The organism is Collinsella aerofaciens, from assembly GCF_040926265.1.
GTDB classification, from domain to species: domain Bacteria; phylum Actinomycetota; class Coriobacteriia; order Coriobacteriales; family Coriobacteriaceae; genus Collinsella; species Collinsella aerofaciens_BB.
The window spans coordinates 1-22,813 of sequence record NZ_JBCOIL010000034.1 but is presented as its reverse complement, the minus strand read 5'-3'; the positions used below and the strand labels follow the sequence as shown (position 1 = coordinate 22,813).

Annotated in this window: 23 protein-coding genes; 21 read left to right on the top strand and 2 right to left on the bottom strand. The window is 61.1% G+C overall.

Features of this window, described 5'->3' with window-relative positions; genetic code table 11:
- From prfA to AB5767_RS09140, 18 genes are all read left to right on the top strand, one after another.
- Positions 1–937: peptide chain release factor 1 (prfA, locus tag AB5767_RS09225; protein WP_368153321.1), on the top strand; the 937-nt coding region annotated here is incomplete at its 5' end.
- A 607-nt stretch (positions 938–1,544) separates the two neighbouring features.
- A complete protein-coding gene (locus AB5767_RS09220; RefSeq protein WP_368131952.1) occupies positions 1,545–2,795 on the top strand; it encodes a N5-glutamine methyltransferase family protein in 1,251 nt (416 codons plus the stop codon).
- A gap of 68 nt (positions 2,796–2,863) precedes the next feature.
- The gene (locus AB5767_RS09215; RefSeq protein WP_089573106.1) at positions 2,864–3,049 is read left to right on the top strand and encodes a type II toxin-antitoxin system HicA family toxin; all 186 of its coding nucleotides are present in this window, start codon (positions 2,864–2,866) and stop codon (positions 3,047–3,049) included.
- The gene (locus AB5767_RS09210; RefSeq protein ID WP_349105103.1) at positions 3,016–3,507 is read left to right on the top strand and encodes a type II toxin-antitoxin system HicB family antitoxin; all 492 of its coding nucleotides are present in this window, start codon (positions 3,016–3,018) and stop codon (positions 3,505–3,507) included. Before AB5767_RS09215 ends, AB5767_RS09210 begins: the two co-directional genes overlap by 34 nt.
- A gap of 134 nt (positions 3,508–3,641) precedes the next feature.
- A complete protein-coding gene (locus tag AB5767_RS09205; RefSeq protein ID WP_368131951.1) occupies positions 3,642–4,385 on the top strand; it encodes an L-threonylcarbamoyladenylate synthase in 744 nt (247 codons plus the stop codon).
- Between the two features lie 13 nt (positions 4,386–4,398).
- Positions 4,399–5,940 carry a glycerol kinase GlpK gene (gene glpK, locus AB5767_RS09200; protein WP_217750679.1) on the top strand — a complete coding sequence of 514 codons (1,542 nt, stop codon included), beginning with the start codon at positions 4,399–4,401 and terminating at the stop codon, positions 5,938–5,940.
- A 123-nt stretch (positions 5,941–6,063) separates the two neighbouring features.
- On the top strand, positions 6,064–6,711 hold the full coding sequence (gene upp, locus AB5767_RS09195; protein ID WP_368131950.1) for a uracil phosphoribosyltransferase: 648 nt from the start codon (positions 6,064–6,066) through the stop codon (positions 6,709–6,711).
- Between the two features lie 282 nt (positions 6,712–6,993).
- The gene (locus AB5767_RS09190; RefSeq protein ID WP_035138788.1) at positions 6,994–7,305 is read left to right on the top strand and encodes a hypothetical protein; all 312 of its coding nucleotides are present in this window, start codon (positions 6,994–6,996) and stop codon (positions 7,303–7,305) included.
- A gap of 3 nt (positions 7,306–7,308) precedes the next feature.
- The gene (gene atpB / locus AB5767_RS09185; RefSeq protein ID WP_022094263.1) at positions 7,309–8,112 is read left to right on the top strand and encodes a F0F1 ATP synthase subunit A; all 804 of its coding nucleotides are present in this window, start codon (positions 7,309–7,311) and stop codon (positions 8,110–8,112) included.
- 124 nt (positions 8,113–8,236) lie between these two features.
- Positions 8,237–8,431, top strand: a complete 195-nt coding sequence (locus AB5767_RS09180) for an ATP synthase subunit C-like protein (RefSeq protein ID WP_022094262.1) — start codon at positions 8,237–8,239, stop codon at positions 8,429–8,431.
- A gap of 15 nt (positions 8,432–8,446) precedes the next feature.
- A complete protein-coding gene (gene atpF / locus AB5767_RS09175; RefSeq protein WP_006235712.1) occupies positions 8,447–9,049 on the top strand; it encodes a F0F1 ATP synthase subunit B in 603 nt (200 codons plus the stop codon).
- Entirely contained in the window at positions 9,039–9,515 is a 477-nt protein-coding gene (locus AB5767_RS09170) for a F0F1 ATP synthase subunit delta (protein ID WP_006235713.1), read from the top strand. Before atpF ends, AB5767_RS09170 begins: the two co-directional genes overlap by 11 nt.
- Positions 9,515–11,113, top strand: a complete 1,599-nt coding sequence (gene atpA, locus AB5767_RS09165) for a F0F1 ATP synthase subunit alpha (RefSeq protein WP_006235714.1) — start codon at positions 9,515–9,517, stop codon at positions 11,111–11,113. Before AB5767_RS09170 ends, atpA begins: the two co-directional genes overlap by 1 nt.
- 5 nt (positions 11,114–11,118) lie before the next feature.
- Entirely contained in the window at positions 11,119–12,027 is a 909-nt protein-coding gene (gene atpG, locus AB5767_RS09160; protein WP_006235716.1) for an ATP synthase F1 subunit gamma, read from the top strand.
- Complete coding sequence (gene atpD / locus AB5767_RS09155) at positions 12,027–13,481, top strand: F0F1 ATP synthase subunit beta (protein WP_006235717.1); 1,455 nt, start codon at positions 12,027–12,029, stop codon at positions 13,479–13,481. Before atpG ends, atpD begins: the two co-directional genes overlap by 1 nt.
- A gap of 3 nt (positions 13,482–13,484) precedes the next feature.
- A complete protein-coding gene (gene atpC, locus AB5767_RS09150) occupies positions 13,485–13,877 on the top strand; it encodes an ATP synthase F1 subunit epsilon (protein WP_006235718.1) in 393 nt (130 codons plus the stop codon).
- Between the two features lie 88 nt (positions 13,878–13,965).
- Positions 13,966–15,249, top strand: coding sequence for a UDP-N-acetylglucosamine 1-carboxyvinyltransferase (murA, locus tag AB5767_RS09145; RefSeq protein WP_368131949.1), 1,284 nt, complete (start codon positions 13,966–13,968; stop codon positions 15,247–15,249).
- Positions 15,250–15,261: 12 nt separating this feature from the next.
- Positions 15,262–16,497, top strand: coding sequence for an LCP family protein (locus AB5767_RS09140; RefSeq protein WP_368131948.1), 1,236 nt, complete (start codon positions 15,262–15,264; stop codon positions 16,495–16,497).
- A 425-nt stretch (positions 16,498–16,922) separates the two neighbouring features.
- Here the strand turns inward: AB5767_RS09140 and AB5767_RS09135 are convergent, their stop codons facing one another.
- Together AB5767_RS09135 and pepT are read right to left on the bottom strand one after the other, a co-directional pair.
- Positions 16,923–18,044 (bottom strand): IS110 family RNA-guided transposase, encoded by a 1,122-nt coding sequence (locus AB5767_RS09135; protein WP_368131947.1) that lies wholly within the window; start codon positions 18,042–18,044, stop codon positions 16,923–16,925.
- A gap of 319 nt (positions 18,045–18,363) precedes the next feature.
- Positions 18,364–19,611: a peptidase T gene (pepT, locus tag AB5767_RS09130; protein WP_316366040.1), complete on the bottom strand. Its 1,248-nt coding sequence runs from the start codon at positions 19,609–19,611 to the stop codon at positions 18,364–18,366.
- Between the two features lie 120 nt (positions 19,612–19,731).
- Here pepT and AB5767_RS09125 point away from each other — a divergent pair, with 120 nt between their 5' ends.
- The 3 genes from AB5767_RS09125 to AB5767_RS09115 all read left to right on the top strand — a co-directional run bounded on the left by AB5767_RS09125 (position 19,732) and on the right by AB5767_RS09115 (position 22,618).
- A complete protein-coding gene (locus AB5767_RS09125) occupies positions 19,732–20,154 on the top strand; it encodes a metal-dependent transcriptional regulator (protein ID WP_035138800.1) in 423 nt (140 codons plus the stop codon).
- A gap of 10 nt (positions 20,155–20,164) precedes the next feature.
- A complete protein-coding gene (locus tag AB5767_RS09120; RefSeq protein WP_035138801.1) occupies positions 20,165–21,058 on the top strand; it encodes a homocysteine S-methyltransferase family protein in 894 nt (297 codons plus the stop codon).
- Between the two features lie 159 nt (positions 21,059–21,217).
- Positions 21,218–22,618 (top strand): phosphoglucomutase/phosphomannomutase family protein, encoded by a 1,401-nt coding sequence (locus tag AB5767_RS09115; RefSeq protein ID WP_368131946.1) that lies wholly within the window; start codon positions 21,218–21,220, stop codon positions 22,616–22,618.
- Positions 22,619–22,813 lie beyond the last annotated feature (195 nt).

Sequence of the window (22,813 nt, the reverse complement as noted above, 5' to 3'; positions counted from 1 at the left end):
CATTGCCGCCTCGCGCGAGTACATCGGCGCGCTCGATGACATCGAGGCTGCCAAGGAAATGCTGCACGATACCACCGATGCCGATGAGAAGGAGATGCTCCAGATGGACATCTCCGAAAACGAGGCCAAGCTTCCCCAGCTCGAGGAAGACATCAAGTACATGCTCATCCCGAGCGACCCCAACGACGACAAGAACACCATCGTCGAGATCCGCTCCGCCGCCGGTGGCGACGAGGCGGCCATCTTCGCCGGCGATCTGTACAAGATGTACCAGCGCTTTTGCGAGTCGCGCGGCTGGAAGACTACCGTGCTCGATTCCAGCCCCAGCGAGGCCGGTGGCTTTAAGTCCATCGAGTTCAAGGTCGAGGGCGACCGCGTCTACTCCGTCATGAAGTTCGAGTCCGGCGTGCACCGCGTCCAGCGCGTTCCCAAGACTGAGTCCCAGGGCCGCATTCAGACCTCCACGGCTACCGTCGCCGTACTTCCCGAGGCCGAGGAGATCGACGTCCAGATCAACCAGTCCGACCTGCGCATCGACACCTACTGCGCCTCCGGCCCTGGCGGTCAGTGCGTTAACACCACCTACTCCGCCGTGCGCATCACCCACCTGCCCACCAACACCGTGGTGCAGTCGCAGGAGCAGCGTTCCCAGATCCAGAACCGCGAGGTCTGCATGCAGATGCTGCGCGCCCGTCTGTACGAGATGGAACTCGAGAAGCAGCAGGCCGAGCTCGGTGCCGAGCGCCAGAGCCAGATCGGCCACGGCAACCGTTCCGAGAAGATCCGTACCTACAACCAGCCCCAGGACCGCGTGACCGATCACCGCATCGGTTTCAACTCCACCTACAACGGCGTCCTTCTGGGCGATCAGCTCGGCACCGTCATCGAGGCGCTCGCCGCCGCCGAGCGAGCCGAGAAGCTGGCACAGGCGGTTTAAGTTACGGCGTTTTACCAAACGCCGTAACTGCTCGACGCTGCAAACGCCCCTAAGCGGCAATCTGACGTTCAATCGTCGGTCGCGTACCGAAGTACGCTTCCCTCCTCTTTCACGTCACCTTGCTCGCTTAGGGGCGTTTTCGCTGTCCGCCCTCTACCTGCGGCGTTGCCTTGCTCCGGATGCGGGGTAGTCATTGGGGACGTTCTTAAATGACTAGGTTGGGTAAATTACTTTTCAAGTTTATTTAATCTGCTTTATTAGAAATTAAGCTGCCTACCTGCTTAAAGTAATCAGCAGCCTTCATCTGCAATTGAAAATATTGCTCGAAAAATCGTTCAAGAAGTCGCGGGGCGATTTTTGATGCATCGCGCGTCAAGTGATTTGGCAAGTTCTTGGTTAGATATTGGTCAGTTTTGGGGCAACCTTGCCAAAAGCTTGACGGATGCAGATTTAGACGTCGACGAATGAACACTTCGATTGCGATTCAAGCAAAATTCTGGGCTGATTCTCGATAATCGCTTCCAATCGTCCCTTGCCGCGTGCCGCCCTCGCGTACAATCTGCTCCGACATTCGCGCGCCGTCCGGCGCTTAAGAGGGGAGGGCCCCATGGCAAACGAGATTTGGACCATCAAGCGTTGTCTCGAGTGGACCAAGGAGTACCTGGCCGAGCGCGGCGAGGAGCACCCCCGTCTTTCTGCCGAGTGGCTGCTCTGCGCTGCCACGGGTTTGGCACGCATCGACTTATATATGCGCATGGACGAGACGCTTAACGCGGCTCAGCTCGAGACCATGCACGCGGCCGTTGTTCGTCGCGCTAAAGGTGAACCGCTGCAGTACATCACCGGCAGCACGCAGTTTCGCATGATCGACGTCACGTGCGCCCCCGGCGTGCTCATTCCGCGTCCCGAGACCGAGATGCTCGTCGAGGAAGTCCTCAATTATCTGGATGCCGAGGTGCTGAGCCCCGAGGCTGCTGCCCGTCAGCGTGTTGAGCTGCCTTGGAACGATGAGGTCGAGCAGGCTCGCAAGGCTGAGGCCGCGCTGGCAGACGAACGCGCGACCGCCGAGCGCCGTGCCGCCAACCTGACGGCCGCCGATGAGGCTGCGCTGGGTAGCGACGTGCTCGGCAGCCGTGCCTATGCCGAGGAGCTGGCCGACCGCGAGGCCGAGGAAGCCGCCGCGCAGGCAGCAGAAGCCGAAGTCGCGGAAGCCGCCGAGTCCGAGCTCGACGAATACGGCATCGCCATCGAGGGTGCCGACCAGGAGACGGCTTCAGCTCAGGATGCCGCTTCGCCTGCCCCAGCCGAGCCCCGCATCGCCCGCGTTCTCGAGGTCGGCTGCGGCACGGGCTGCATCTCGCTCTCCCTTGCCTGGGAGCGCCGCGGCCACGTTACCTGCACCGCCACCGATATCGAGCCGCGCGCTATCGATCTGGCCACCAAAAACCGCGACGCGCTCGGTCTCACATCCGATGAGGTCGCCTTTAGCCTCACCAACCTGGTGAGTTCCATTCCCCGCGAAGAGTGGGGCACCTTTGATGTGCTTGTCTCCAATCCGCCCTACATTCCGACCGACGTCATGCGCTCACTGCCGCACGAGGTCAAGGACTTCGAGCCCGACCTGGCGCTTGAGGGCGGCGCCGACGGCCTCGATATCTTCCGCCGCCTGCTCAATGCGGCGCCTTACATGCTGCGCGCCGGCGGCCTGTTTGCCTGCGAGCTCTACGAGGGTGCCCTCGACGCCGCCGCCGAGCTCTGCCGCCAGGCGGGTCTCTCGGACGTGCGCATCGTCCGCGACCTCACCGATCGCCCCCGCATCGTCCGAGCCATCGTCACCGAGCCCAAACAGCGCCAGTAATATTTATTAACTGGTTAGCAAAAATTATAAACTAGTTTATAATTAGGACGGCTGAAAGAGGTCGGCCCATGCAACCTCCTACCTTTCGGGAAATCATTGCCCTACTCAAGCACGATGGATTCGTGAAGGTCGCGCAAGTCGGTAGTCATGCTAAGTATGTTTCTGGCGACCGTGTTGTCACCGTGAACGGCTCTGGTGGTGATCGACCAAAGAAGGGCACGTGGGCAAGTATTCGTCGCCAAGCTGGATGGTAGTTGGAGGCAAAATGAGGCAGCGATTTACCTATGACTGCGTTCTCATAAAAGAAGACGACGGGTACTGCGCCAGCTTCCCGCAGATTCCCGGCGCTTTTGCCGATGGCGATACGCGCGAAGAAGCGATTGCCCATGCCACCGAGGCGCTGATGGCGTTTTTGGCCGACGACCTCAACAACGGTTTGACTCCGGCAGGGTACGAACGTTCGGCCGAGGTCGTGGCTCTTTCAGTCGAAATCGACTACGAGGACGCTCGGGAAGCGGCGTGCCGAACATTTAAAGACGCGGCGCTGGACCTCAAAGTCTCCGCTCCGCGGATTACCGCGCTGGTCAAAGCCGGAAAGCTCGATGTTGAACTCGTCGATGGCCGTCGGATGATAACGATAGACAGCATCGAGCGCTACGCCGCCCAAGAACGTCACGCCGGAAGACCAAAGAAGTCTGTAGCCTTCCAATAACCCCCTCACTTTCACCGACTACTAGAGCCGCTCACCAAACCAACATGCACTCTGGCCAAATAGGTTGAACGTTTCGTGCGAGAATGCCCCCCAGTAAACAAACTTGCACCAGAGCGTAAGGGGCTGGCATACACATGCAGACGGTCTATCGGGTATACAAGGGAACGCGCGAGCCGCATCGGCTTGCCGTCGAGCGCGCGGCCGAGGTGCTCGGCCGCGGCGGCCTGGTCTTGATCCCGACCGAGACCGTCTACGGTGTCGCCGTGGCAGTCAACGCCTTCTCCGATGCTGTCCCCCAAGATACAAGCGAATCCTTGTTGTGGCCGCGCGATCCGCATGCCACCGTTAACGGCGCCGCGGTCCCTGCGCTTGGTACTGGCTACCGCCGCATCTTTACCCTCAAGCAGCGCAAGCTCACCCAAACGGTCGCCTGGCTGGTCGATGGCGTCGAGGCGCTCGACCGCTATGGCGTGGATATCCCCGAAGAGGCTCGCGTACTCGCGCGACGATGCTGGCCGGGAGCCCTGACTATCGTGGTCAAGGCGGCCCCCTGCGTGCCGACCTTTATGCGCGCCGCCGACGACACGGTGGCACTTCGCGCTTCGGCCTCGCCCGTGGTGCAAGCGCTCATCCGCGCCTGCGGCAGCCCTCTTGCCTGCACCAGCGCCAACACGCATGGCGCGCCCGCGCCGGCAAGTTTTGTCACGGTGGAGGAGCGCATCCTGGAGGGGGTCGATGTTGCCGTCGACGCCGGCGAGACCCCGTGTCGCGACGCCTCGACCATCGTGTCGTTCCAGCACGGCGGGCTCCAGATCCTGCGCCAAGGCGCACTTCCCGCATCAGAGATCGAACGGGTCCTGTCCGACCCGATGCAATAGAAAGGTGTAAGCGATGTCGTTGAATCTGGGCAGCCTGGGCATGGAAGATGCCTCGTTTAACTTTGGCGGTTCCTACATCATGGCGCTCGACTGCGGCACCACCTCGGTACTTGCGACCATCGTCGACGAGTACGGCTGCATCGTCGCGCAGGCACGTCGTAGCGTCAAAACCAGCTTCCCGCGTCCCGGTTGGATAGAGCAAGACCCCATGGAGGTGCTTGCCAGCCAGATCGGCGTGATGATGGAGGTCCAGTTTAAGAGCGGCATCCATTCTGACCGCATCGCCGCCATCGGTATCTCCAACCAGCGCGAGACCACGGTGGTGTGGGACCGCATAAGCGGCCAACCCATCTATAACGCCATCGTGTGGCAATGCCGTCGCACCGCACCTCTGATCGACGAGCTGGTCGAGCGGGGCGCAGAAGAGCTGGTGCGCTCCCGCACGGGACTCACGCTCGATCCGTATTTCTCGGCTTCCAAGGTGCAGTGGATCCTCGACAACGTCGACGGTGCGCGTGAGAGCGCGGCGGCGGGCGACCTCATGTTCGGCACCATCGATACCTGGCTCATCTACAACCTCACCGGCAGTCAGGTCTTTGCCACCGACTACACCAATGCCAGCCGCACGGCGCTCTTTAATATCCATACGCTCGATTGGGACGACGACCTGCTGGCGCTCTTTGACGTTCCACGTTCCATGATGCCCGAGGTTCGTTGGAGCTCGGGCGACTACGGCCGCGTCGCGAGCGACATCATGACCAACATGCCGCCCATCATGGGCGTGGCGGGCGATCAGCAGGCGTCGCTGTTCGGCCACTGCTGCTTCCATCCCGGCCAGACCAAAAACACCTATGGCACGGGTTGCTTTATGCTCATGAACACCGGCGACGAGGTCGTCGAATCCAAGAACGGTCTGGTCTCCACGATCGGTATCGCCGCGGACGGCAAGATCAGCTATGCACTCGAGGGCTCCATCTTTGCTGCCGGCTCAACCATGAACTGGCTGCGCAACAACATGGGCATCATCTCGAGTGTGAGCGAGTCCGCGCAACTCGCCGCTTCGATCAACGACAACGAGGGCTGCTACTTCGTCCCCGCCTTCGCTGGCCTGGGCGCTCCCTGGTGGGACCCGCGTGCCCGCGGTATCGTGTGCGGCCTGACCGGTGCCTCGAGTCGCGCGACCATTGTGCGTGCGGCCTGCGAGTCCATGGCCTACCAGAGTTATGACGTGCTGCGCGCCATGGAGCAGGACGTGGGACTTTCGATTGAGCGCCTGTCCGTCGATGGCGGCGCCTCACGCAACGAGTTCATCATGCAATTCCAGGCCGACCTGCTGGATATCCCCGTGCTGCAATGCGAGACGGTGGAGACCACGGCAATCGGTGCCGCGTACTTGGCGGGTCTTGCCGTCGGCTATTGGGAAGACCTTGAAGAGCTGGAGCAAAATGCCCAGATCGTTAGGACCTTCCTTCCCCATATGTCCGCCGAGCGCCGCGAGCAAAACCTTGCGGGCTGGCGTGATGCAGTCAAGCGCTCGCTCAGTACCGCACAGTAGGGCTGCGATGGGCTGCTCGATACAACAAACCGCTAAACTTATGCACGGCGCGCGGCAACAACATCGCCATGCGCCTTGTCAGCAAGGCCATCTTCCGGCCGCAACGAAAGGGGCAATCAACCCATGACCGTCACCTACGATACGTCCCGTGTGACCCTTGTCGATCACCCGCTCGTCCAGCATAAGCTGTCGATCCTGCGCGACAAAAACACCGGCACCAACCAGTTCCGCCAGCTCGTGCGCGAACTCGCACTTTTTGACGGCTACGAGGCCATGCGCGACCTGCCCATGGAAGACGTCGAAGTCGAGACCCCCATCACCACCGCAACGTTTAAGCAGCTCGCCGGCAAAAAGCTCGCCATCGTTCCCATTCTGCGTGCAGGCCTTGGCATGGTCGATGGCATCCTCGACTTGGTGCCCTCCGCTCGCGTGGGCCACATCGGTATGGAGCGCGACGAGGTTACCCACGAGCCGCACGAGTATTACTGCAAGATGCCCAAGGATATCGACCAGCGCATCTGCCTGGTCGTCGACCCCATGCTCGCCACGGGCGGTTCGGCCGAGATGGCCATCAGCTACCTGCGCGAGCGCGGTGTCAAGGACATCCGCATGCTGTGCATCGTCGCGGCCCCCGAGGGCCTCAAGTCGCTGACTGAGAAGGACCCCGATGTGCATATCTATACCTGCGCCATCGACGGCCATCTCAACGAAGCTGCCTACATCGTTCCCGGCTTGGGCGACGCCGGCGACCGCATCTACGGCACGCTGTAATCTCTGGGCCATACCGGCTAACGTCGAAAATACGAAGAAATGGTGCGCGCGGTCGAACAAAAGACGACCGCGCGCACTCCTGTTAACGGACGTTTTGCCCCGCAGGGTTCGAGAAAAACGTATTACCGTACCTGCGGCATAAAGAAGGTCTTAAGAAAACGAACAGGTGCGTATTAACCGATGCTTTTTCGGTTGTACTTTAGCGATTGGCTCGTACAATAGTCACCAATGTTTGGCGGGAACTGTCCTGTGAGGCGATAAAAAAGGAAAGTGAGGACGCCAGTGTTTCAGATAGCCGATCTGCTCGCTATCGTTGCAGGTGCCATCGCGGGCGCGATTGCCTTCCTTCCCTTTGTCTTTACGCTCAAGCCGGTTCTTGACGATAAGCAGAATGCGGACATGCTCAAGGGTATGGTGAGTCTGGCGGTCTCGGCAATCGCTCTGCTCGTCTTTACCTTGGTTGTGTTTGTGTTGTTCGGAGAGGCATTTCGCATGTTCCTCCTGGGCGAGGCGATCGGCTTCGTGGCCTTTATGGCCGCCTGCGCGGTTCGCGTCGCCAAGGCGCTACGAGATCCTCATGAGGTCGAAAGGTAAGTCGTGGAAATTTTTGAAAAGCTGCCTGATGAGATTAATCATCTGGTCAGCGAGTTCAGCTCCACCCCTGTCGTGGGCGATCTGAGCTGCGGCATCACGCAGTACTCGTTTTGGCTGATCGTCTCCACGATCGTGCTCCTGATCGTCCTGGCCGTGTTCAAGAAGAAGCAGACCCTGGTCCCCAAGGGCTTCTTCGTCAACGGTTTCGAGTACATCATCGAGTACGTCGAGAACGATATCGGCAAGGGCGTCGTGGGTGAGAACTGGAAGAAGCACTTCCCGTTCCTGTGCTCGCTTTTCCTGTTCATCCTGATCAATAACATGATCGGCCTGATCCCGGGAATGAAGCCCGGCACCGGTGCAATCGGCTCCACCGCCGCGCTCGCCATCTTCGCCTTCGTGTACTTCATCTACTACGGATGCAAGGCTCACGGCGTGATCGGCTACATCAAGAGCCTCGCTCCGCAGGGCGTGAGCTTCCCGATGAACGTGCTCGTGTGGGTCGTCGAGCTTTTCTCGACCTTCCTGCGCCTCATCACGCTCGCCGTCCGTCTGTTCTGCAACATGTTCGCAGGACACGTGGTCATGGGCTCGTTCGCCATCATGGCGAGCATGTTCATGCAGCCGCTGCTTCAGCAGGTTTCCGCGGCCCACGCCGTCGGCGCCCTGCCTTCGCTGGCCTGGCTTGCCATTCTCATCCTGATCTATGCGATCGAGCTTGTGGTCGGCGCCATCCAGGCTTACGTCTTCACGGTCCTTACCGCCGTGTATGTCTCCGAGGCAGAGGAGGTCGCGGAGGAGGAGTAGTCTTCCGTTCGCGCCTTAAAGGTAAGGCAATTCGTTAAACCGCCGGTGCCCGTACCCATGGAGCCCGGCAGTTATAAAAAGGTTATCCTGCGTGAAATAAGACACGCACGACAAAGGAGGAATCGTGGGAGTTATCGGTTACGGTCTCGGTGTTATCGGCGCTGGTCTTGCTATCGGCCTGTCTGCTCTGGGTGCTACGGGTGCTATGGCCCGTCAGCCTGAGGTCCAGGGCCGCGTGTTCACCGTCTTCATCATGGGCTCCGCTTTCGGCGAGGCTCTGGCTCTGATCGGCTTCGTTGTCGCGCTGATCGTTAAATAGCACGGAGCGTCAAGTATGAATCTTTCATCCCAGAAGAGCGCGATCGCACTCTCCGCGTCCGCGGCCGCGCTGCTCATGCCGGTTTCCGCGTTCGCCGAGGACGGCGCCGCCGGTGCGGACATCCTCATCCCTAAGATGGCGGAGTTCATCCCGGCGCTTATCGCCTTCCTGATTATCTGGATCGTGCTGGCCAAGGTCGCCCTGCCGGGCATCATGAAAACCATGGAGGAGCGCGGCAAGAAGATCGAGGAGAGCCTCGACGAGGCCGAGAAGACCAAGCAGGAGGCTATCGCCAAGCGCGCTGAGTCCGACTCGATCGTCACCGACGCCCGTCGTCAGGCTGCCGACATCGTTCTCGAGGCCCGTAAGGACGCCGAGTCCGAGCGTGCCCGTATCATCGAGGCTGCTCACAAGGAGGCCGAGGAGATCATCGCCAAGGCCCATACGACCGTCGAGGACGAGCGCAAGTCCATCTACGCCGGTGCCGCGAGCTCCATCGCCGACCTGTCCGTTGCCGTCGCCACCAAGATCGTGGGCGAGGCACTCGAGGACGATGCCGAGCAGAAGAAGCTCATCGAGCGCTACATCCAGGAAGCAGGTAGCCTGAATGCCGACTAGCCGCTATCAGGACAAGGTGCTCGAGACCTACGCGCGTTCCCTTTTGGAAGCCGCCAAGGCCGAGAACCATGTGTTCGAGGACCTCGAGATGATCGAGCGCTTGGCTTCTGCCAGCCCCGAGATCATCGCCGTGCTCGACACCATGTCCAAGCGCGACCAGCTCGACCTTCTTCCCAAGGTGGCAGCTGCCTTTAAGTATGTTGCCGAGGAAGACGAGGATGTAGTGGGCGTGACCGTCACCACGGCGATCCCGCTCGACGACGAGCTGCGTCAAACCATCACTAAGAAATGCGAGCAGGACTTCGGCCGCAAGGTATTCCTTATCGAGCAGGTCGACCCGTCTATCGTGGGCGGCCTGGTGCTCGAGGCCCGCGGCGAGCGTCGTGACATTTCCGTCAAGACGCAGCTGCGCATCGCGCAGGAGACCCTCGCAAACTCTGCTAATTCGTACGGAGGTGAAGCCTAATGTCCGAAACCCTCAATGCCCAGGATATCGCCAAGAAACTGCAGGAGCAGCTCACGAGCCTCTCCGCGACGGTCGATACGCATGAGGTTTCAACGGTCGACGAGGTAGGCGACGGCATCGCGCGCGTCTCCGGCCTCAAGAGCGCCATGGCAGGCGAGCTTCTGGAGTTCAAGAGCTCCGATACCGGTGAGACCGTCTTCGGCCTTGCCCAGAACCTTGACCGTGACGAGGTCGGCGCCGTTCTGTTCGGTGCCGTCGACTCCATCAAGGAAGGCGACGAGTGCCGCACCACTGGCCGCGTTATGGATATCCCCGTGAGCCGTGCCATGCTCGGCCGCGTCGTCAATCCGCTCGGCCAGCCCATCGACGGCCTGGGCGACATCGTCGCTACGCACCGTCGCCCCATCGAGTTCAAGGCTCCCGGCGTCATCGATCGTACCCCGGTGTGCGAGCCGGTTCAGACCGGTCTGCTCGCTATCGACTCCATGGTGCCTATTGGCCGCGGTCAGCGTGAGCTCATCATCGGTGACCGTAAGACCGGTAAGACCGCCATCGCCATCGACGCTATCCTCAACCAGCGCGGCAAGGGCATGGTCTGCATCTATGTCGCCATCGGCCAGAAGGCCTCCACGGTTGCCAACATCCGCGAGACCCTCGCTCAGCACGGTGCGCTCGACTACACCATCATCGTTTCGGCCACTGCTGCCGATTCCGCCCCTATGCAGTACATCGCGCCTATGGCCGGTGCCGCTATTGGCGAGTTCTTTATGTACAACGGCGAGGACGGCAAGCCCGCCAGCGAGACCAACCCCGGCGGCCACGTGCTCGTCATCTACGATGACCTGTCCAAGCAGGCTGTGGCCTACCGTCAGATGTCGCTGACGCTGCATCGTCCGCCCGGACGCGAGGCCTATCCTGGCGACATCTTCTACCTGCACTCTCGTCTGCTCGAGCGTGCCGTCAAGATGTCCAAGAAGAACGGTTACGGCTCCATGACGGCACTGCCGATCATCGAGACCCAGGACGGCGACGTCTCGGCCTACATTCCGACCAACGTCATTTCCATTACCGATGGTCAGATTTACCTGCAGTCCGAGCTCTTCTTCCAGGGTCAGCGCCCGGCAGTCGACGTGGGTATCTCCGTGTCCCGCGTCGGTGGCGATGCGCAGACCAAGGCCATGAAGCAGGTCGCCGGCAACCTCCGTCTGGACCTCGCTTCCTATCAGGAGCTCGCTGGCTTTACGCAGTTCGGCTCCGACCTCGACGAGGCTACTCAGAAGCAGCTGACCCACGGTGCTCGCATGACCGAGCTCCTGAAGCAGCCGCGTTACAAGCCGTTTGAGGTTGGCGAGCAGATCGTTACGCTGTTCGCTGGCAACGAGGGCTTCCTGGATGACCTGGAGATCGCCGACGTGCTGCCTTTCCGTGCCGAGCTCATCGAGTACATGGACAATGGCTTTGGTTCGCTGCTCGACAAGGTTCGCGCCAAGAAGATCGATGATGACACCAAGGCTGAGCTCTTGCGCGTCATCGGCGACTTCAAGCAGCAGTTCATGGCCAAGCACCATTCGGATGTTTCTGGATCAGAGGAGAACTAAGCCCCATGGCCAACCTTCGCGACATTAAGAAGCGAATCTCCTCGGTTACCACGACCAAGCAGATCACGCGCACGATGGAGATGGTCTCTACGGCCAAGATTCGTCGTGCCCTCGATCGCTCCAAGCAGGCCGAGCCCTATAAGGAGGCGCTGACCGACGTCATGTTGACGGTCGCCGGCGACGCCTCCTGTTCGGGCACCGATCCCATGCTGCAGAAGCATGAGAGCGTCAAGCATGGCCTGATTGTCGTTATTGCCTCGGACCGCGGCCTTGCCGGCGGTTTCAATACGACGGTGGAGCGCACGGCCGAAAAGCTCGCCGCTTCTTGGGCGAACGACGGCATCGAATGCGAGATCATCGCGTGCGGGCGTAAGCCGGCCACGTATTTCCGTGACCGCGCAAACGTTGTCATGCACTTTGAGGGCAACTCCTCTGAGCCCGATTTCAATCAGGCCCGCATGATCTCCTCTCATATCTGCGATGCGTATCGTGCCGGTGAGCTTGACCGTGTCGAGCTTGTCTACCACCACGCCAAGAACCGCGTGGATCAGGAGCTTCGCGTCGAGCATCTGTTGCCGCTCGACCCCGAGATGATCGCTATGGCCCACGGTCCGCGTAAGAACGAGACCGACGCCCCTAAGCGCATCTCGTCCACGTTCGAGTTCGTGCCCTCTCCCGAGCATGTTCTCGGCAAGCTTGTGCCGTCTTATATCCTGACGGTCATCTACCAGGCCCTGATCGATTCGGCGGCTGCCGAGCAGGGTGCACGCCGCAAGGCCATGCACTCCGCGACGGAAAACGCCACCGCGATCATCTCGACCCTTACCCGCACGTATAGTCGCGTGCGCCAGGCTTCGATCACGACCGAGATTAACGAGATCGTCGGCGGAGCCTCAGCATTGGAGGAACAGTAATGGCTAATAACACCGTAAAGCTTGCGGTCGAGGAAGCCACCAAGAAGACGACTGCCGGTGATGGTCGCATCGTGCGAATCATCGGCCCTGTCGTCGACGTCAAGTTTGACGGCGCGGTGCCCCCGATCTACAACGCGCTCACGGTCGAGGCCGAGACCCCGATCGGTCATCTGAGCACGATCCTCGAGGTCGAGAGCCAGCTTCCGGGCGGCGTCGTCCGCACGGTCGCCATGTCCTCGACCGACGGCCTGCAGCGCGGCCTCATCGCCACCGATACCGGTGAGCCCATGAAGATGCCCGTTGGTCCCAAGACGCTCGGCCGCATTTGGAACGTCATGGGCAAGCCCGTCGACGGCAAGCCCATGCCCGAGGTGGAGGAGTTCTACCCCATCCACCATGCAGCGCCCCGTTTCGACGAGCTCACCACCAAGACCGAGATCTTCGAGACCGGCATCAAGGCCGTCGACCTGCTCGAGCCCTACATCCGCGGCGGCAAGACAGGTCTGTTCGGCGGCGCCGGCGTCGGCAAGACCGTTCTGATCCAGGAGCTCATCAACAACCTCGCCCAGGAGCACGGCGGCACCTCGGTGTTCACCGGCGTCGGCGAGCGTACCCGCGAGGGCACCGACCTGTTCCTCGAGATGAGCGAGTCTGGCGTTATCGACAAGACCTGCTTGGTCTATGGTCAGATGAACGAGCCGCCCGGAGCGCGTCTGCGCATCGGTCTGGCCGGCCTTACCACCGCTGAGTACTTCCGCGATCGCGGCCAGGACGTTCTGCTGTTCATCGACAACATCTTCCGCTTCTCCCAGGCAGGTTCCGAGGTTTCCGCACTGCTGGGCCGTATGCCGTCCGCCGTTGGTTACCAGCCCACGCTGGCAACCGAGATGGGCGACCTCCAGGAGCGCATTACCTCGACCAAGACGGGCTCCATTACCTCCGTCCAGGCTGTCTACGTCCCCGCAGACGACCTGACCGACCCGGCGCCTGCCACGACGTTTACGCACCTCGACGCCACCACGGTTCTTTCGCGTAGCATTTCGTCGCTCGGCCTGTTCCCGGCTATCGACCCGCTCGCATCTTCCTCCGACGCTCTCGATCCCTCGATTGTCGGCGAGGAGCACTACCGTGTCGCCGTCAAGGTCCAGGAGCTCCTGCAGGAGTACTCCGACCTTCAGGACATCATCGCCATTCTGGGTATGGACGAGCTGTCCGAGGAGCAGCGCCTTACGGTCAACCGTGCCCGTAAGATTCAGCAGTTCCTCTCGCAGTCCTTCCACGTCGCCGAGAAGTTCACCGGCAACCCCGGTGTCTACGTCCGCGTCGAGGATACCGTCCGCTCTTTCGCCGAGATTGTCGACGGCAAGGCCGATGACCTGCCCGAGCAGGCTTTCCGCTATGCTTCCACGATTGAGGACGTGCGCGAGCGCGCCCGCAAGATGGGGGAGAAGTAGGTTATGCGTATCCGCATCGTGTGCCCCGTGAGCTGCGCCTATGAGGGCGACGCTGCGTTTGTGTCGATTCCGTCCACGGATGGCGAGTTTGGCGTTCTGCCTGCTCACTCCAGCGAGATCTGCACGATCGACCGCGGTTACGTTCGCGTTTCCGATAAGGCCATGGGCACTGTCGACCACACGTTTGCCGTGGCCGGCGGCTATGCCCAGGTTGCGGACGATGTCGTGACCGTTCTCGCCGAGCGCGCTTGCGATTTGGCGACCGTCGATGCCGACAAGCTTAAAGCTGATATTCAAGGTTTTGAAGAGAAGCTGGGTAATTTGTCGGAGGATGATGCACGCCGCGCCTACCTCTATAATGAAATCGCATGGTGTAAGCTCAAGCTTGCCCAATAGTCAAACGATTTAGCGTTCGACCATTTGCGAACACATCATGCCCGGGATGGCCCAGCCACCCCGGGCATGCTTTTTGAAAGGGTAGACCTTGGATATTATCCGCGTTGAGGGTGGCCACGCCATCGGAGGCTCCGTGCCCGTTTCGGGCGCCAAGAACTCCGCGCTCAAACTCATGGCGGCAACGCTTCTGGCGCCGGGCAAGACGACGCTGCAGAACGTGCCCGATATTTCCGATGTCCACGTGATGGGCAAGGTGCTCAAAGGCATGGGCGCTACGATCGATGTTCTCGACGAGCACACGCTCGAGATTGATACCTCTCAGGTCGATTCTTGGGAGGCCCCCTACGAGCTCGTTGCCAAGATGCGCGCTTCCACCGCCGTCATGGGACCCCTGCTGGGCCGCTTCCATCGCGCCAAAATTGCCATGCCGGGCGGCTGCAACCTGGGTGCTCGCAAGATCGATATGCACATTCTTGGTCTTGAGGCCCTGGGCGTTGAGTTCGATACCGCCCACGGTTACATCAACGCTAATGCGCCCCAAGGTCTGCGCGGTACCACCGTCACGCTCGAGTTCGCCAGCGTCGGTGCGACCGAGAACCTCATCATGGCCTCTGTGCGCGCACAGGGCACCACGGTTATCGACAATGCCGCCCGCGAGCCCGAGATCGTCGATCTCGCTAACATGCTCAACGAGATGGGCGCCAAGATTGTCGGCGCCGGTACGCCCGTCGTGACTATCGAAGGCGTGGAAGAGCTCCATCCCGTTACCCATCGCGTGGTGGGCGACCGCATCGAGGCCGGTACCTTTATCGTTGCCGGTGCGTTGATGGCCGACGATCGCGGTGTCGATGTCACGGGCTTTTGCCCCATTCACTTGGGCATGGTGCTCAAGAAGATGGAGCTTATGGGCATCGATTGCGAGCGTACCGACGACGGCGTCCATGTGAGCCGTGCCGAGCGTATCAAGCCGGTCGACATCCAGACGCTTCCGTTCCCCGGCTTCCCGACGGACATGCAGGCGCAGATTATGGTGCTCTCCGCCCTTGCCGACGGCAGTTCTGTTATTACCGAAAACATCTTCGAGAATCGCTTTATGTTTGCCTCTGAGCTGGTGCGCATGGGTGCCGACATTCGTATCGAGAGCCATCATGCCATGATTCATGGCGTCAAGGGCTTCTCGGGTGCACAGGTTACCTCGCCCGATCTGCGTGGCGGAGCGGCCCTCGTCGTAGCGGGCTTGATCGCCGACGGGACGACCGAGGTTTCGGCCATCCATCACATCAAGCGTGGCTACGAGCAGTTTGTCGAAAAGCTGCAGGCACTCGGCGCGCATGTCGAGCATGCTGCCGTCCCCGATCCCGTCATCTACTAATACAGGTTGCCTATGTTTAATAAAAAGCCCCTCGCGGATACCACCACCCGAAGACCCTCAACTGGTGCGCAGGCCAAGATCTACAGTCGCGATAGCGTGGCTCGCTATTCCGAGCGCGCTCGCCAACGTCGTCGTAGCCACACGATTCGTCACGTCGTGCTCATTGTCGTGCTTGGCGTGCTGCTGAGTGCCACTACCGCTGCCGGCCTGTGGTTTGCCACCATTATGGGCAAGCTCGGCGATTCTAATGTCATTACCGACAATCTGCGTCGGGTTCTGGTTGACACCGATGAGGCAAAGGATCCGTTCTACGTGCTGCTTCTTGGCACCGACGGCCGTCCGGGCGAGGATACGTATCGTGCCGACTCGATTATCCTGGCACGCATCGACCCCACGCAAAAGCAGGCGACGCTCATTTCCGTTCCGCGCGACACCAAGGTCGAGTACAAGGGCGAGACCATGAAGATCAACGCCTGCCACACCGTTGGCGGCGCCGAGGCCATGGTCGAGGCGGTCAACGAGTTGTGCGGTGTTCAGATTTCCCACTATGCCGAGGTCAGCTTCGACGGTATGCAGGCGCTGATTGATTCGGTTGGCGGTATCGACATTAACGCAACCGATGATGTTGACGACCCCGAGCACCTGGATATTAAGATTACCGCTGGCCAGCAGCATATGGACGGTGCCACCGCCCTTACCTATGCCCGCTGCCGCTACACCTATGCCGACGGCGATTACACGCGCATGCGCCACCAGCGTCAGGTGCTTGGCGCCCTTGCCAACCAGATTCTCAATAACTTCGATGCCACGAAGATCTTTGGCCTGGTTAATTCGCTGTCCGATATGCTCGTAACCGATATGAGCGTTCAGGATATCGTGGCTACGGTCAACGCCATGCGCGGTATGGATGTCGACGGTATCTACTCGGCCAACCTGCCCTCGGACGCCGACGACAGCACCATGATCGACGGTGTGAGCTACGTCTTTGTCTACGAGGACGAGCTCAAGGAAATGATGGAGCGCGTCGATGCCGGCAAGGATCCCAAGGGTCCCAACACCATGGGTCTTTCCGACGGTTCCAGCTCTACGATCGGCGACCTGAACAACAACACGTCTGACGACTACGCAAACGGTACCGCAACCTCATCGGTCAGCTCTGACGATTCCGATGACTCAAGCGATTCGAGCGATTCGGACTACTACGAAGAGCCCACCGGCGACGGCAACGGCTACGAAGCCAACTACTAGAGTTACGCGGTTTTACCAAACCGCGTAACCGCTTGACGCTGCAAGCCCGCCAGGGCGGCAATCTGCCTTTCAACTTCGGCGGCATGACCAAAAGATCAATGCCGCCTCGTTTCAAGGCACCTTGCTCGCCTAGGGGCGTTTTCGCTCATATGACCCAATCCGCTGTCAAGAGCCACAATGGCCCCGCCGACCGCTTGCAATCGGTCGGCGGGGCCTGCCGTTGAACCCGTCCCGGTCCGCCCCCGGCATGTCGTCGACGCCTTCGGCTCAGTCTCATATCCGCGGATACCGTTCTGTCGGCCCGCACTCCATTCCTTCGGCGGGGCTCCCCAAGTCTGACTACGCGCATGCGGCCGCTGCCGCGCGCCCAGCGAAAGCGGGGGTATCCCCGAAGGCTGCCCGGCTCGCCGGGACGGGGGCTATGTCTATTCGGTTGCCTCCCGGCACATCGCGCCGAGGGCCCACAGCCACCTCACGAGCTCGGCGGCGGTGGCGGCGTTCGCCTTCGCCTGGGGCATGCCCCTGGCGAGCATCTCCTCGCGTCGCCGGAGCAGGCGCTCGGACCCCTTCCTCCCGTGCATCCTCACCTCGAGCGGGACGCCGCTGCCCTTGGGCATCAGCTTCGGTTGGTGGCTCGCCTGGACGTAGCTCCAGGACCCCTCGACGGCCAGCCTCCTGACGAGCGCGTCGCCGGCCCCGCTGATCCCGCCGAGGCGCACGGAGTCCGCGCTCGACCTCTGCTTCGGGGCGAGGCCGAAGTAGGACGTCACCTGCCTGCCGGAGCGGAACCTCGAGAAGTCGCCGACCTCGGACGCGAAGGCCGCGGCGAGCGCGAACCCGCATCCCTTGATCGACTGGAGCGCCTCGACCTCCGCCGAGAGGGGGCCCGCCGCGACGGCGGCCCTGTACTCGGCGAGGAGGGCGTCGCGCGTCTCGGCGGCCGCCTCGACCTCGCTCCTCAGCGCCGCCAGCGCCCGGATGCCGCCGTCGTCGGCGGGCCGGACCTTGTCGAGCCACCTGAGGAAGTCGTACGTCCAGTACCTCCGGGGGTTTCCGGCCGGCGTCGTGCCGCCGTAGGCGTAGCCACGGCGGGCCAGGAACGCCAGGAGCCGCTGCTTCGCCGCCGCGAGCCTCGCGGTCGCCGCGTCGTGGGCCCCGGCGAGGTCCCTGAGCCCCTCGATCTCGGGGGACGGCACCCATACCGGGGAGATATCGTGCGACAGTATCGCCTTGGCCATCCTGGCCGCGTCGTTGCGGTCGTTCTTGGACGAGAAGTCTGCCGCCGACCTCGGGACCTTGGAGACGGCCGCGACGACGCAGTCGACGCCGAGCCCGGAGAGCTCCCTCTGCGGGGCGAAGCCGAGGTAGCCGCTCTCGTAGGCGGCGAGCGACGGGCCGGGGAAGCCCGACATCCACTCCGCGACCTCGCCCCAGGGGTTGCCGCGGAACCTCCTCGTCACTGCCTCGCCCGTCTCCGCGTCGAGCGCGCAGACGGTCGTGGACCTGAGGTGTACGTCCATTCCGAAGGCGGTAGAATATCTAGGCACGGGAGCCTCCCAACCTCGTTGCGGCGCGGCTGCGCCTCTGGCACTTCAACAACATTGTCGCAGCCCCGACCCGCGGTCACGAGCGGGGGCTCCTGTCGTTTCCGTGCCCCTGGATCGGGTCATAGTGTCTGTCCGCGCCAAAACATCGGCGTTGCCGGAACACTTGGCACTTGGGGACGTTCCTTTTGTGCCGGCAGTTTGGGACACTCCTTGCGTTAAGAGGCTGGCGTGCGTCAACATGTTCTCATTGCAGCAAAAAAATCGCCCCGTTCTCGGTTGAGGACGGGGCGATTCGTCTTTCGGACTTGTGCAGCCAGGCTTATGCAAAGCGGGCGACGAGCTCCTGGAGCACATCGGTCATCTTGACGAGCGAACTGACCGGGACGAACTCGTTGACGCCGTGGTAGCAATAGCCGCCGGTGGAAAGGTTGGGGCAGGGCAGACCGCGGAACGACAGCTGCGCGCCGTCGGTGCCGCCGCGAATCGGCAGCACTTGGGGCTCAACGCCGCAGGCAAGGTAGGCTTCCTTGGCAACATCAATAAGCTCGGGATAGTCACGAACGATCTCGGCCATATTTCGATACTGCTGCTTAATCTCGACCGTCACGCGCTCCTCACCCAGACGCTGGTTGAGCATCGAGGCGGCGGCATCAATAAGGTCGAGTTTCTGCTGGAACTTGGCGGCGTCATGGTCGCGGACGATATAGCGCGCGGTGGCGTGATCGACGGTCGCAGATACACCCTCAAGGTGATAAAAGCCCTCGTAGCCTTCCGTATACTCCGGGCGCTGCACGTAGGGGAGCAACGCGTTGAAGTCGCAGAACAGATTGCCTGCGTTGACCATACGACCCTTAGCGTCGCCCGGGTGGATGGACTGGCCCTCAAAGCGGACGGTCGCCTCGGCGGCGTTAAAGCACTCCCACTCCAGCTCGCCAATGGGGCCGCCGTCGACCGTGTAGGCGTACTTGCAGCCAAAGGTATCGATATCCAACAGCTCGGCTCCGTGGCCGATCTCCTCGTCAGGGCAGAAGCAAATGCCGAGTGCGGGATGGGGCAGAGAAGGGTCCTGAGCGATACGCGCGACAAGCGACATGATCTCGGCGACGCCTGCCTTGTCGTCTGCGCCCAGCAGCGTGGTGCCGTCGCTGCAGACCAGGTCCTCACCCGCGAGGTCATTCAGGGCGGGAAGCTTGGCGGTACTCATGGCAACGGGTTTACCGTCAACCGTGCCGCAGACCAGGTCGCCGCCTTCGTAGTGCACGATGTGCGGCTTCACGCCGGCGCCCGGTGCAACTTCGGTGGTGTCGAGATGGGCGATCAGGCCCAGGGCGGGCTTGTCCTCAGCGCCCGCACTTGCGGGGATATGCGCGCAGACATAGGCGTGCTCGGTCACGTGGGCATCTTCCGCACCAAGCTCGCGCAGCTCTTCAGCCAGCACGTTGGCAAGGTCAAACTGAACGGCGCTCGAGGGTACCTGGTCGCAGTTTGCATCCTCGGACTGCGTGTTGATCTGGACGTAGCGCAAAAAGCGTTCGAGGACATCGGGGCTCGTGGTGGTGTTTTCCATAAAGACCGCTCCAATCTTGGTCGTCGTGTGCAACAAGAACTCTAGCACGGTATGCCACGGCATACCACGACGCTTGGATGGGGTAGAATCAGCCATTGAATGCAGAAGGGACGGAAGATCATGGATACGACAAATAGCTCGCGCGAACTACATCTGACGGTGGCGAACGAAGACTACTTGGAGTGCATGGTTCGCATTGAAAGCGAAGAGGGGGAAACCAACGGCGTGCGATCGGTCGACATCGCGCAGCGCCTTGGCGTCTCCAAGGCATCGGTCAATAAAGCGGTTTCGGCGCTCAAGGCATCCGAACTTGTCGAGCAATCGCACTACGGCAAGGTAGTCCTGACCGATCGCGGCCGCGAGGTTGGTACGGCTATCTGGTACCGTCATCGCCTCATCCGCACGTTTTTGGTTCAGGAGCTCGGTGTCGAATTTGAGCGAGCCGATTCCGAGGCCTGCATGATGGAGCATGCGCTTTCCGAGGACACGATGAACCGCTGGCTCGCCTATCTCGAAAAGCAGGGAATCAGCGTCGAGGAATAGCGGGATATATATGGATACGAGTTATTACAACCGCTTTGGTGCCGAGGAACTTACGCGCCGCTTGTCGAGCGAGACCTTGTTGGCGCAGGGTCCCATGGGCAGTGTTCTGTTGAGTGAGTACGATGCCGCCGACATTCCACCGGCGTTTTGGAATCTGGCAGAGCCGCAGACCGTTTCTCGTATCCATCGCTTGTATGTCGCCGCCGGCGCACAGGTGCTCATTACCAACACCTTTCAGGCATCGAGCTATGCCCTCAAGCACGACCAGATTGCGCCGTCCGTGGCGGAGGTCAATCGCGGGGCCGTCGACGATGCCCGCCAGGCGCACCCTCAGCTGCTGCTGGGCTCGATGGGGCCGATCGGTATTGAATGGTTTGCCGAGGACTCTGCCGAGTATCGTGAAATCCGAGGCATTGCGCGCGAACAGGCGCACGCCTTGCTCAATGCTGGTGTTGACGGTCTGCTGATCGAGACGGTGACGTCTATCCGTAATTTGCAGCCCATGCTTGCCGGCGCCCGAGACGCCGCCGACGGCATGCCTGTTCTGGTGAGTTTTGTCGTTGACGATAAAGGCGACCTGTTGGGCGATGGCCTCAACATCGAGGCAGCCGTTTTGTACGCCGAAAAACACGGCGCAAACTCGGTTGGTGTTAATTGCTGTTCGCTTGCGGCCGCGAACGCGGCGGTGCCCAGGATGGTTGCATCGGCGACTACTCCCGTCACGGTGCGTCCCAACGTAGGCGATCCGGTCCAGACTCAGGATGGCCCCGTATGGCACGAGAACCCCGAAGCTTTCGCGCGCGCATGCATCGAATGGAGACATGCCGGTGCCGCAATGGTGGGCAGTTGCTGTGGAACCACGGCAATCACTACGGCCGCGATGGCCGAGGCGCTCGATATATAAAGGGCAAAACCGCTCCATACGGGGTGGTTTTTTTTATTGCTTGCATGTCCTCGGCAGCATTTGCCCAAATGGTGAATGCTGGTGCCGGCAGGTTGCCGAGCGCATGTTGCGGGTATACCCCATGCGTACCATGATCCAAACACTGTGAGGTGTCTGCGCGTGTGCGCGATAATTCATTTTGGAACTGACGGTTGGCGCGCTCGCGTCGATGAGGACTTCACTGCCGATAACGTTGCCCGTATCGCCGATGCCGTCGGCGAGTTGTGGCAAAAGACCAATCCGGGCAAAACGGTATATATAGGGTTCGACACCCGGCCCCTGGCGCGCGAGTTCGCTGAGCTTGCGGCGGGTGTGCTAGCAGCGCACGGGCTAGACGCCGTGCTCGCTTCGCGACCTGTCCCGACCCCTGCCCTTACGTGGGCGGCGGCTTATGACGGTGAGGCGTGCGGCGCGCTCATGGTGACGGGGTCCCATCATCCGCAGGGCTATCTGTGCCTCAAGATTCGCATGGGTGACGGCTCGACCGCCAACCAGGATGTCATCGAAGAGCTCGAAGAGACTATGGCTCCCGAGCCAATGGGGATCGAGGGGCAATATCGCACCGCGGATATCATTCCTGACTATATGCAGGCGGTGGCATCGTTTGTCGATGCCGAAGCCATTCGCGCCGCGCACCTGCGCGTGGTTGTTGATCCCATGGGCGGCGCAGCCCAGGGCTATCTAGCCGACTTGCTGCGCGAGCTTGGCGTTGAGGCGCACGAGATTCACGCCGGGCAGGCGTCTGACCAAGAAGATATCTGCCCCGACCCCGTTGAACCTTGGGTGGACGCTTGCGAGCGCACGGTTATCGAGGACGGAGCTTGCGCTGGCCTGGTGACCGACGGCGACGCCGACCGTATCGGCGCGGTTGACGAGCGCGGCAGATATATACATCCGCATCAGATCATGGCGCTCGTTTTGGGCGACTTGGTTCAATTTCGTAATTTGGAGGGGCGCGTCGTCGTCAATCTTTCATGCTCGACGCTCGTGCGTCGCATTGCGGAGGCGCTTGGCTGCCGCGTGACCGTCAAACCAGTCGGTTTCAAATATATAGCGGCGGAGATGAAGAAGGGTGGCGTCCTCATGGGCGGCGAAGAAGCCGGTGGCATCGGCATCGCCGCGCATATGCCCGAGCGCGATGGAATCCTCGCCTGTCTGATTCTGTGTGAGCTTATGGCAAAGACGGGCGCGCCTTTGGGCGTTCTGGTCGACCAACTCGAGGATAGTTTTGGTAGGACGAGTTACGGTCGACGCGATTTGCGCCTTGAGGCCGAAGATGCCGAAACGTTACGAACCCTGCTGCCGGGCGTAAACCCCAAGTCGATTTGTGGCAAGGTGCCGCAAAACGTTAGTCATATGGATGGCTTGCGTTTGGCATTCGAGGATGACACGTGGCTGCTGGTCCGTCCTAGCGGGACCGAACCAGTGGTGCGCGTCTACGCCGAGGGGTTCTCGGTGGAAGAACGTGACGAGTTGCTCGATGCTGGCTGTGCTTTAGCTAGGGGAACGTATCCGCTTTAACCATGAGGCTGCCTTATATAAAGAGATGCTCGGCGAGCGGTAGTTAACGGCTGGCAAACGTTAGTTAGATCTTACATTGTGTAGGAAATGTGTACGACCAGATTCCCGCCCCCGGGGCCCCTCCGGTCTGGCAATATATCTCCTTGCCGCGCGGCCCGGTGCAACCGGATGAGCAGCGCAGGCGTGCACCTTGAG

Bases quoted from the DNA above. Each gene is read 5' to 3' on its own strand.
- AB5767_RS09170 (WP_006235713.1), top strand. From the start codon at position 9,039: ATGCCGACTAGCCGCTATCAGGACAAGGTGCTCGAGACCTACGCGCGT.
- atpC (WP_006235718.1), top strand. From the start codon at position 13,485: ATGCGTATCCGCATCGTGTGCCCCGTGAGCTGCGCCTATGAGGGCGAC.
- AB5767_RS09205 (WP_368131951.1), top strand. From the start codon at position 3,642: ATGCAGACGGTCTATCGGGTATACAAGGGAACGCGCGAGCCGCATCGG.
- pepT (WP_316366040.1), bottom strand. From the start codon at position 19,611: ATGGAAAACACCACCACGAGCCCCGATGTCCTCGAACGCTTTTTGCGC.
- AB5767_RS09120 (WP_035138801.1), top strand. From the start codon at position 20,165: ATGGATACGAGTTATTACAACCGCTTTGGTGCCGAGGAACTTACGCGC.
- AB5767_RS09215 (WP_089573106.1), top strand. From the start codon at position 2,864: ATGCAACCTCCTACCTTTCGGGAAATCATTGCCCTACTCAAGCACGAT.
- AB5767_RS09125 (WP_035138800.1), top strand. From the start codon at position 19,732: ATGGATACGACAAATAGCTCGCGCGAACTACATCTGACGGTGGCGAAC.
- atpG (WP_006235716.1), top strand. From the start codon at position 11,119: ATGGCCAACCTTCGCGACATTAAGAAGCGAATCTCCTCGGTTACCACG.
- upp (WP_368131950.1), top strand. From the start codon at position 6,064: ATGACCGTCACCTACGATACGTCCCGTGTGACCCTTGTCGATCACCCG.
- atpD (WP_006235717.1), top strand. From the start codon at position 12,027: ATGGCTAATAACACCGTAAAGCTTGCGGTCGAGGAAGCCACCAAGAAG.
- atpA (WP_006235714.1), top strand. From the start codon at position 9,515: ATGTCCGAAACCCTCAATGCCCAGGATATCGCCAAGAAACTGCAGGAG.
- AB5767_RS09220 (WP_368131952.1), top strand. From the start codon at position 1,545: ATGGCAAACGAGATTTGGACCATCAAGCGTTGTCTCGAGTGGACCAAG.
- glpK (WP_217750679.1), top strand. From the start codon at position 4,399: ATGTCGTTGAATCTGGGCAGCCTGGGCATGGAAGATGCCTCGTTTAAC.
- AB5767_RS09140 (WP_368131948.1), top strand. From the start codon at position 15,262: ATGTTTAATAAAAAGCCCCTCGCGGATACCACCACCCGAAGACCCTCA.
- atpF (WP_006235712.1), top strand. From the start codon at position 8,447: ATGAATCTTTCATCCCAGAAGAGCGCGATCGCACTCTCCGCGTCCGCG.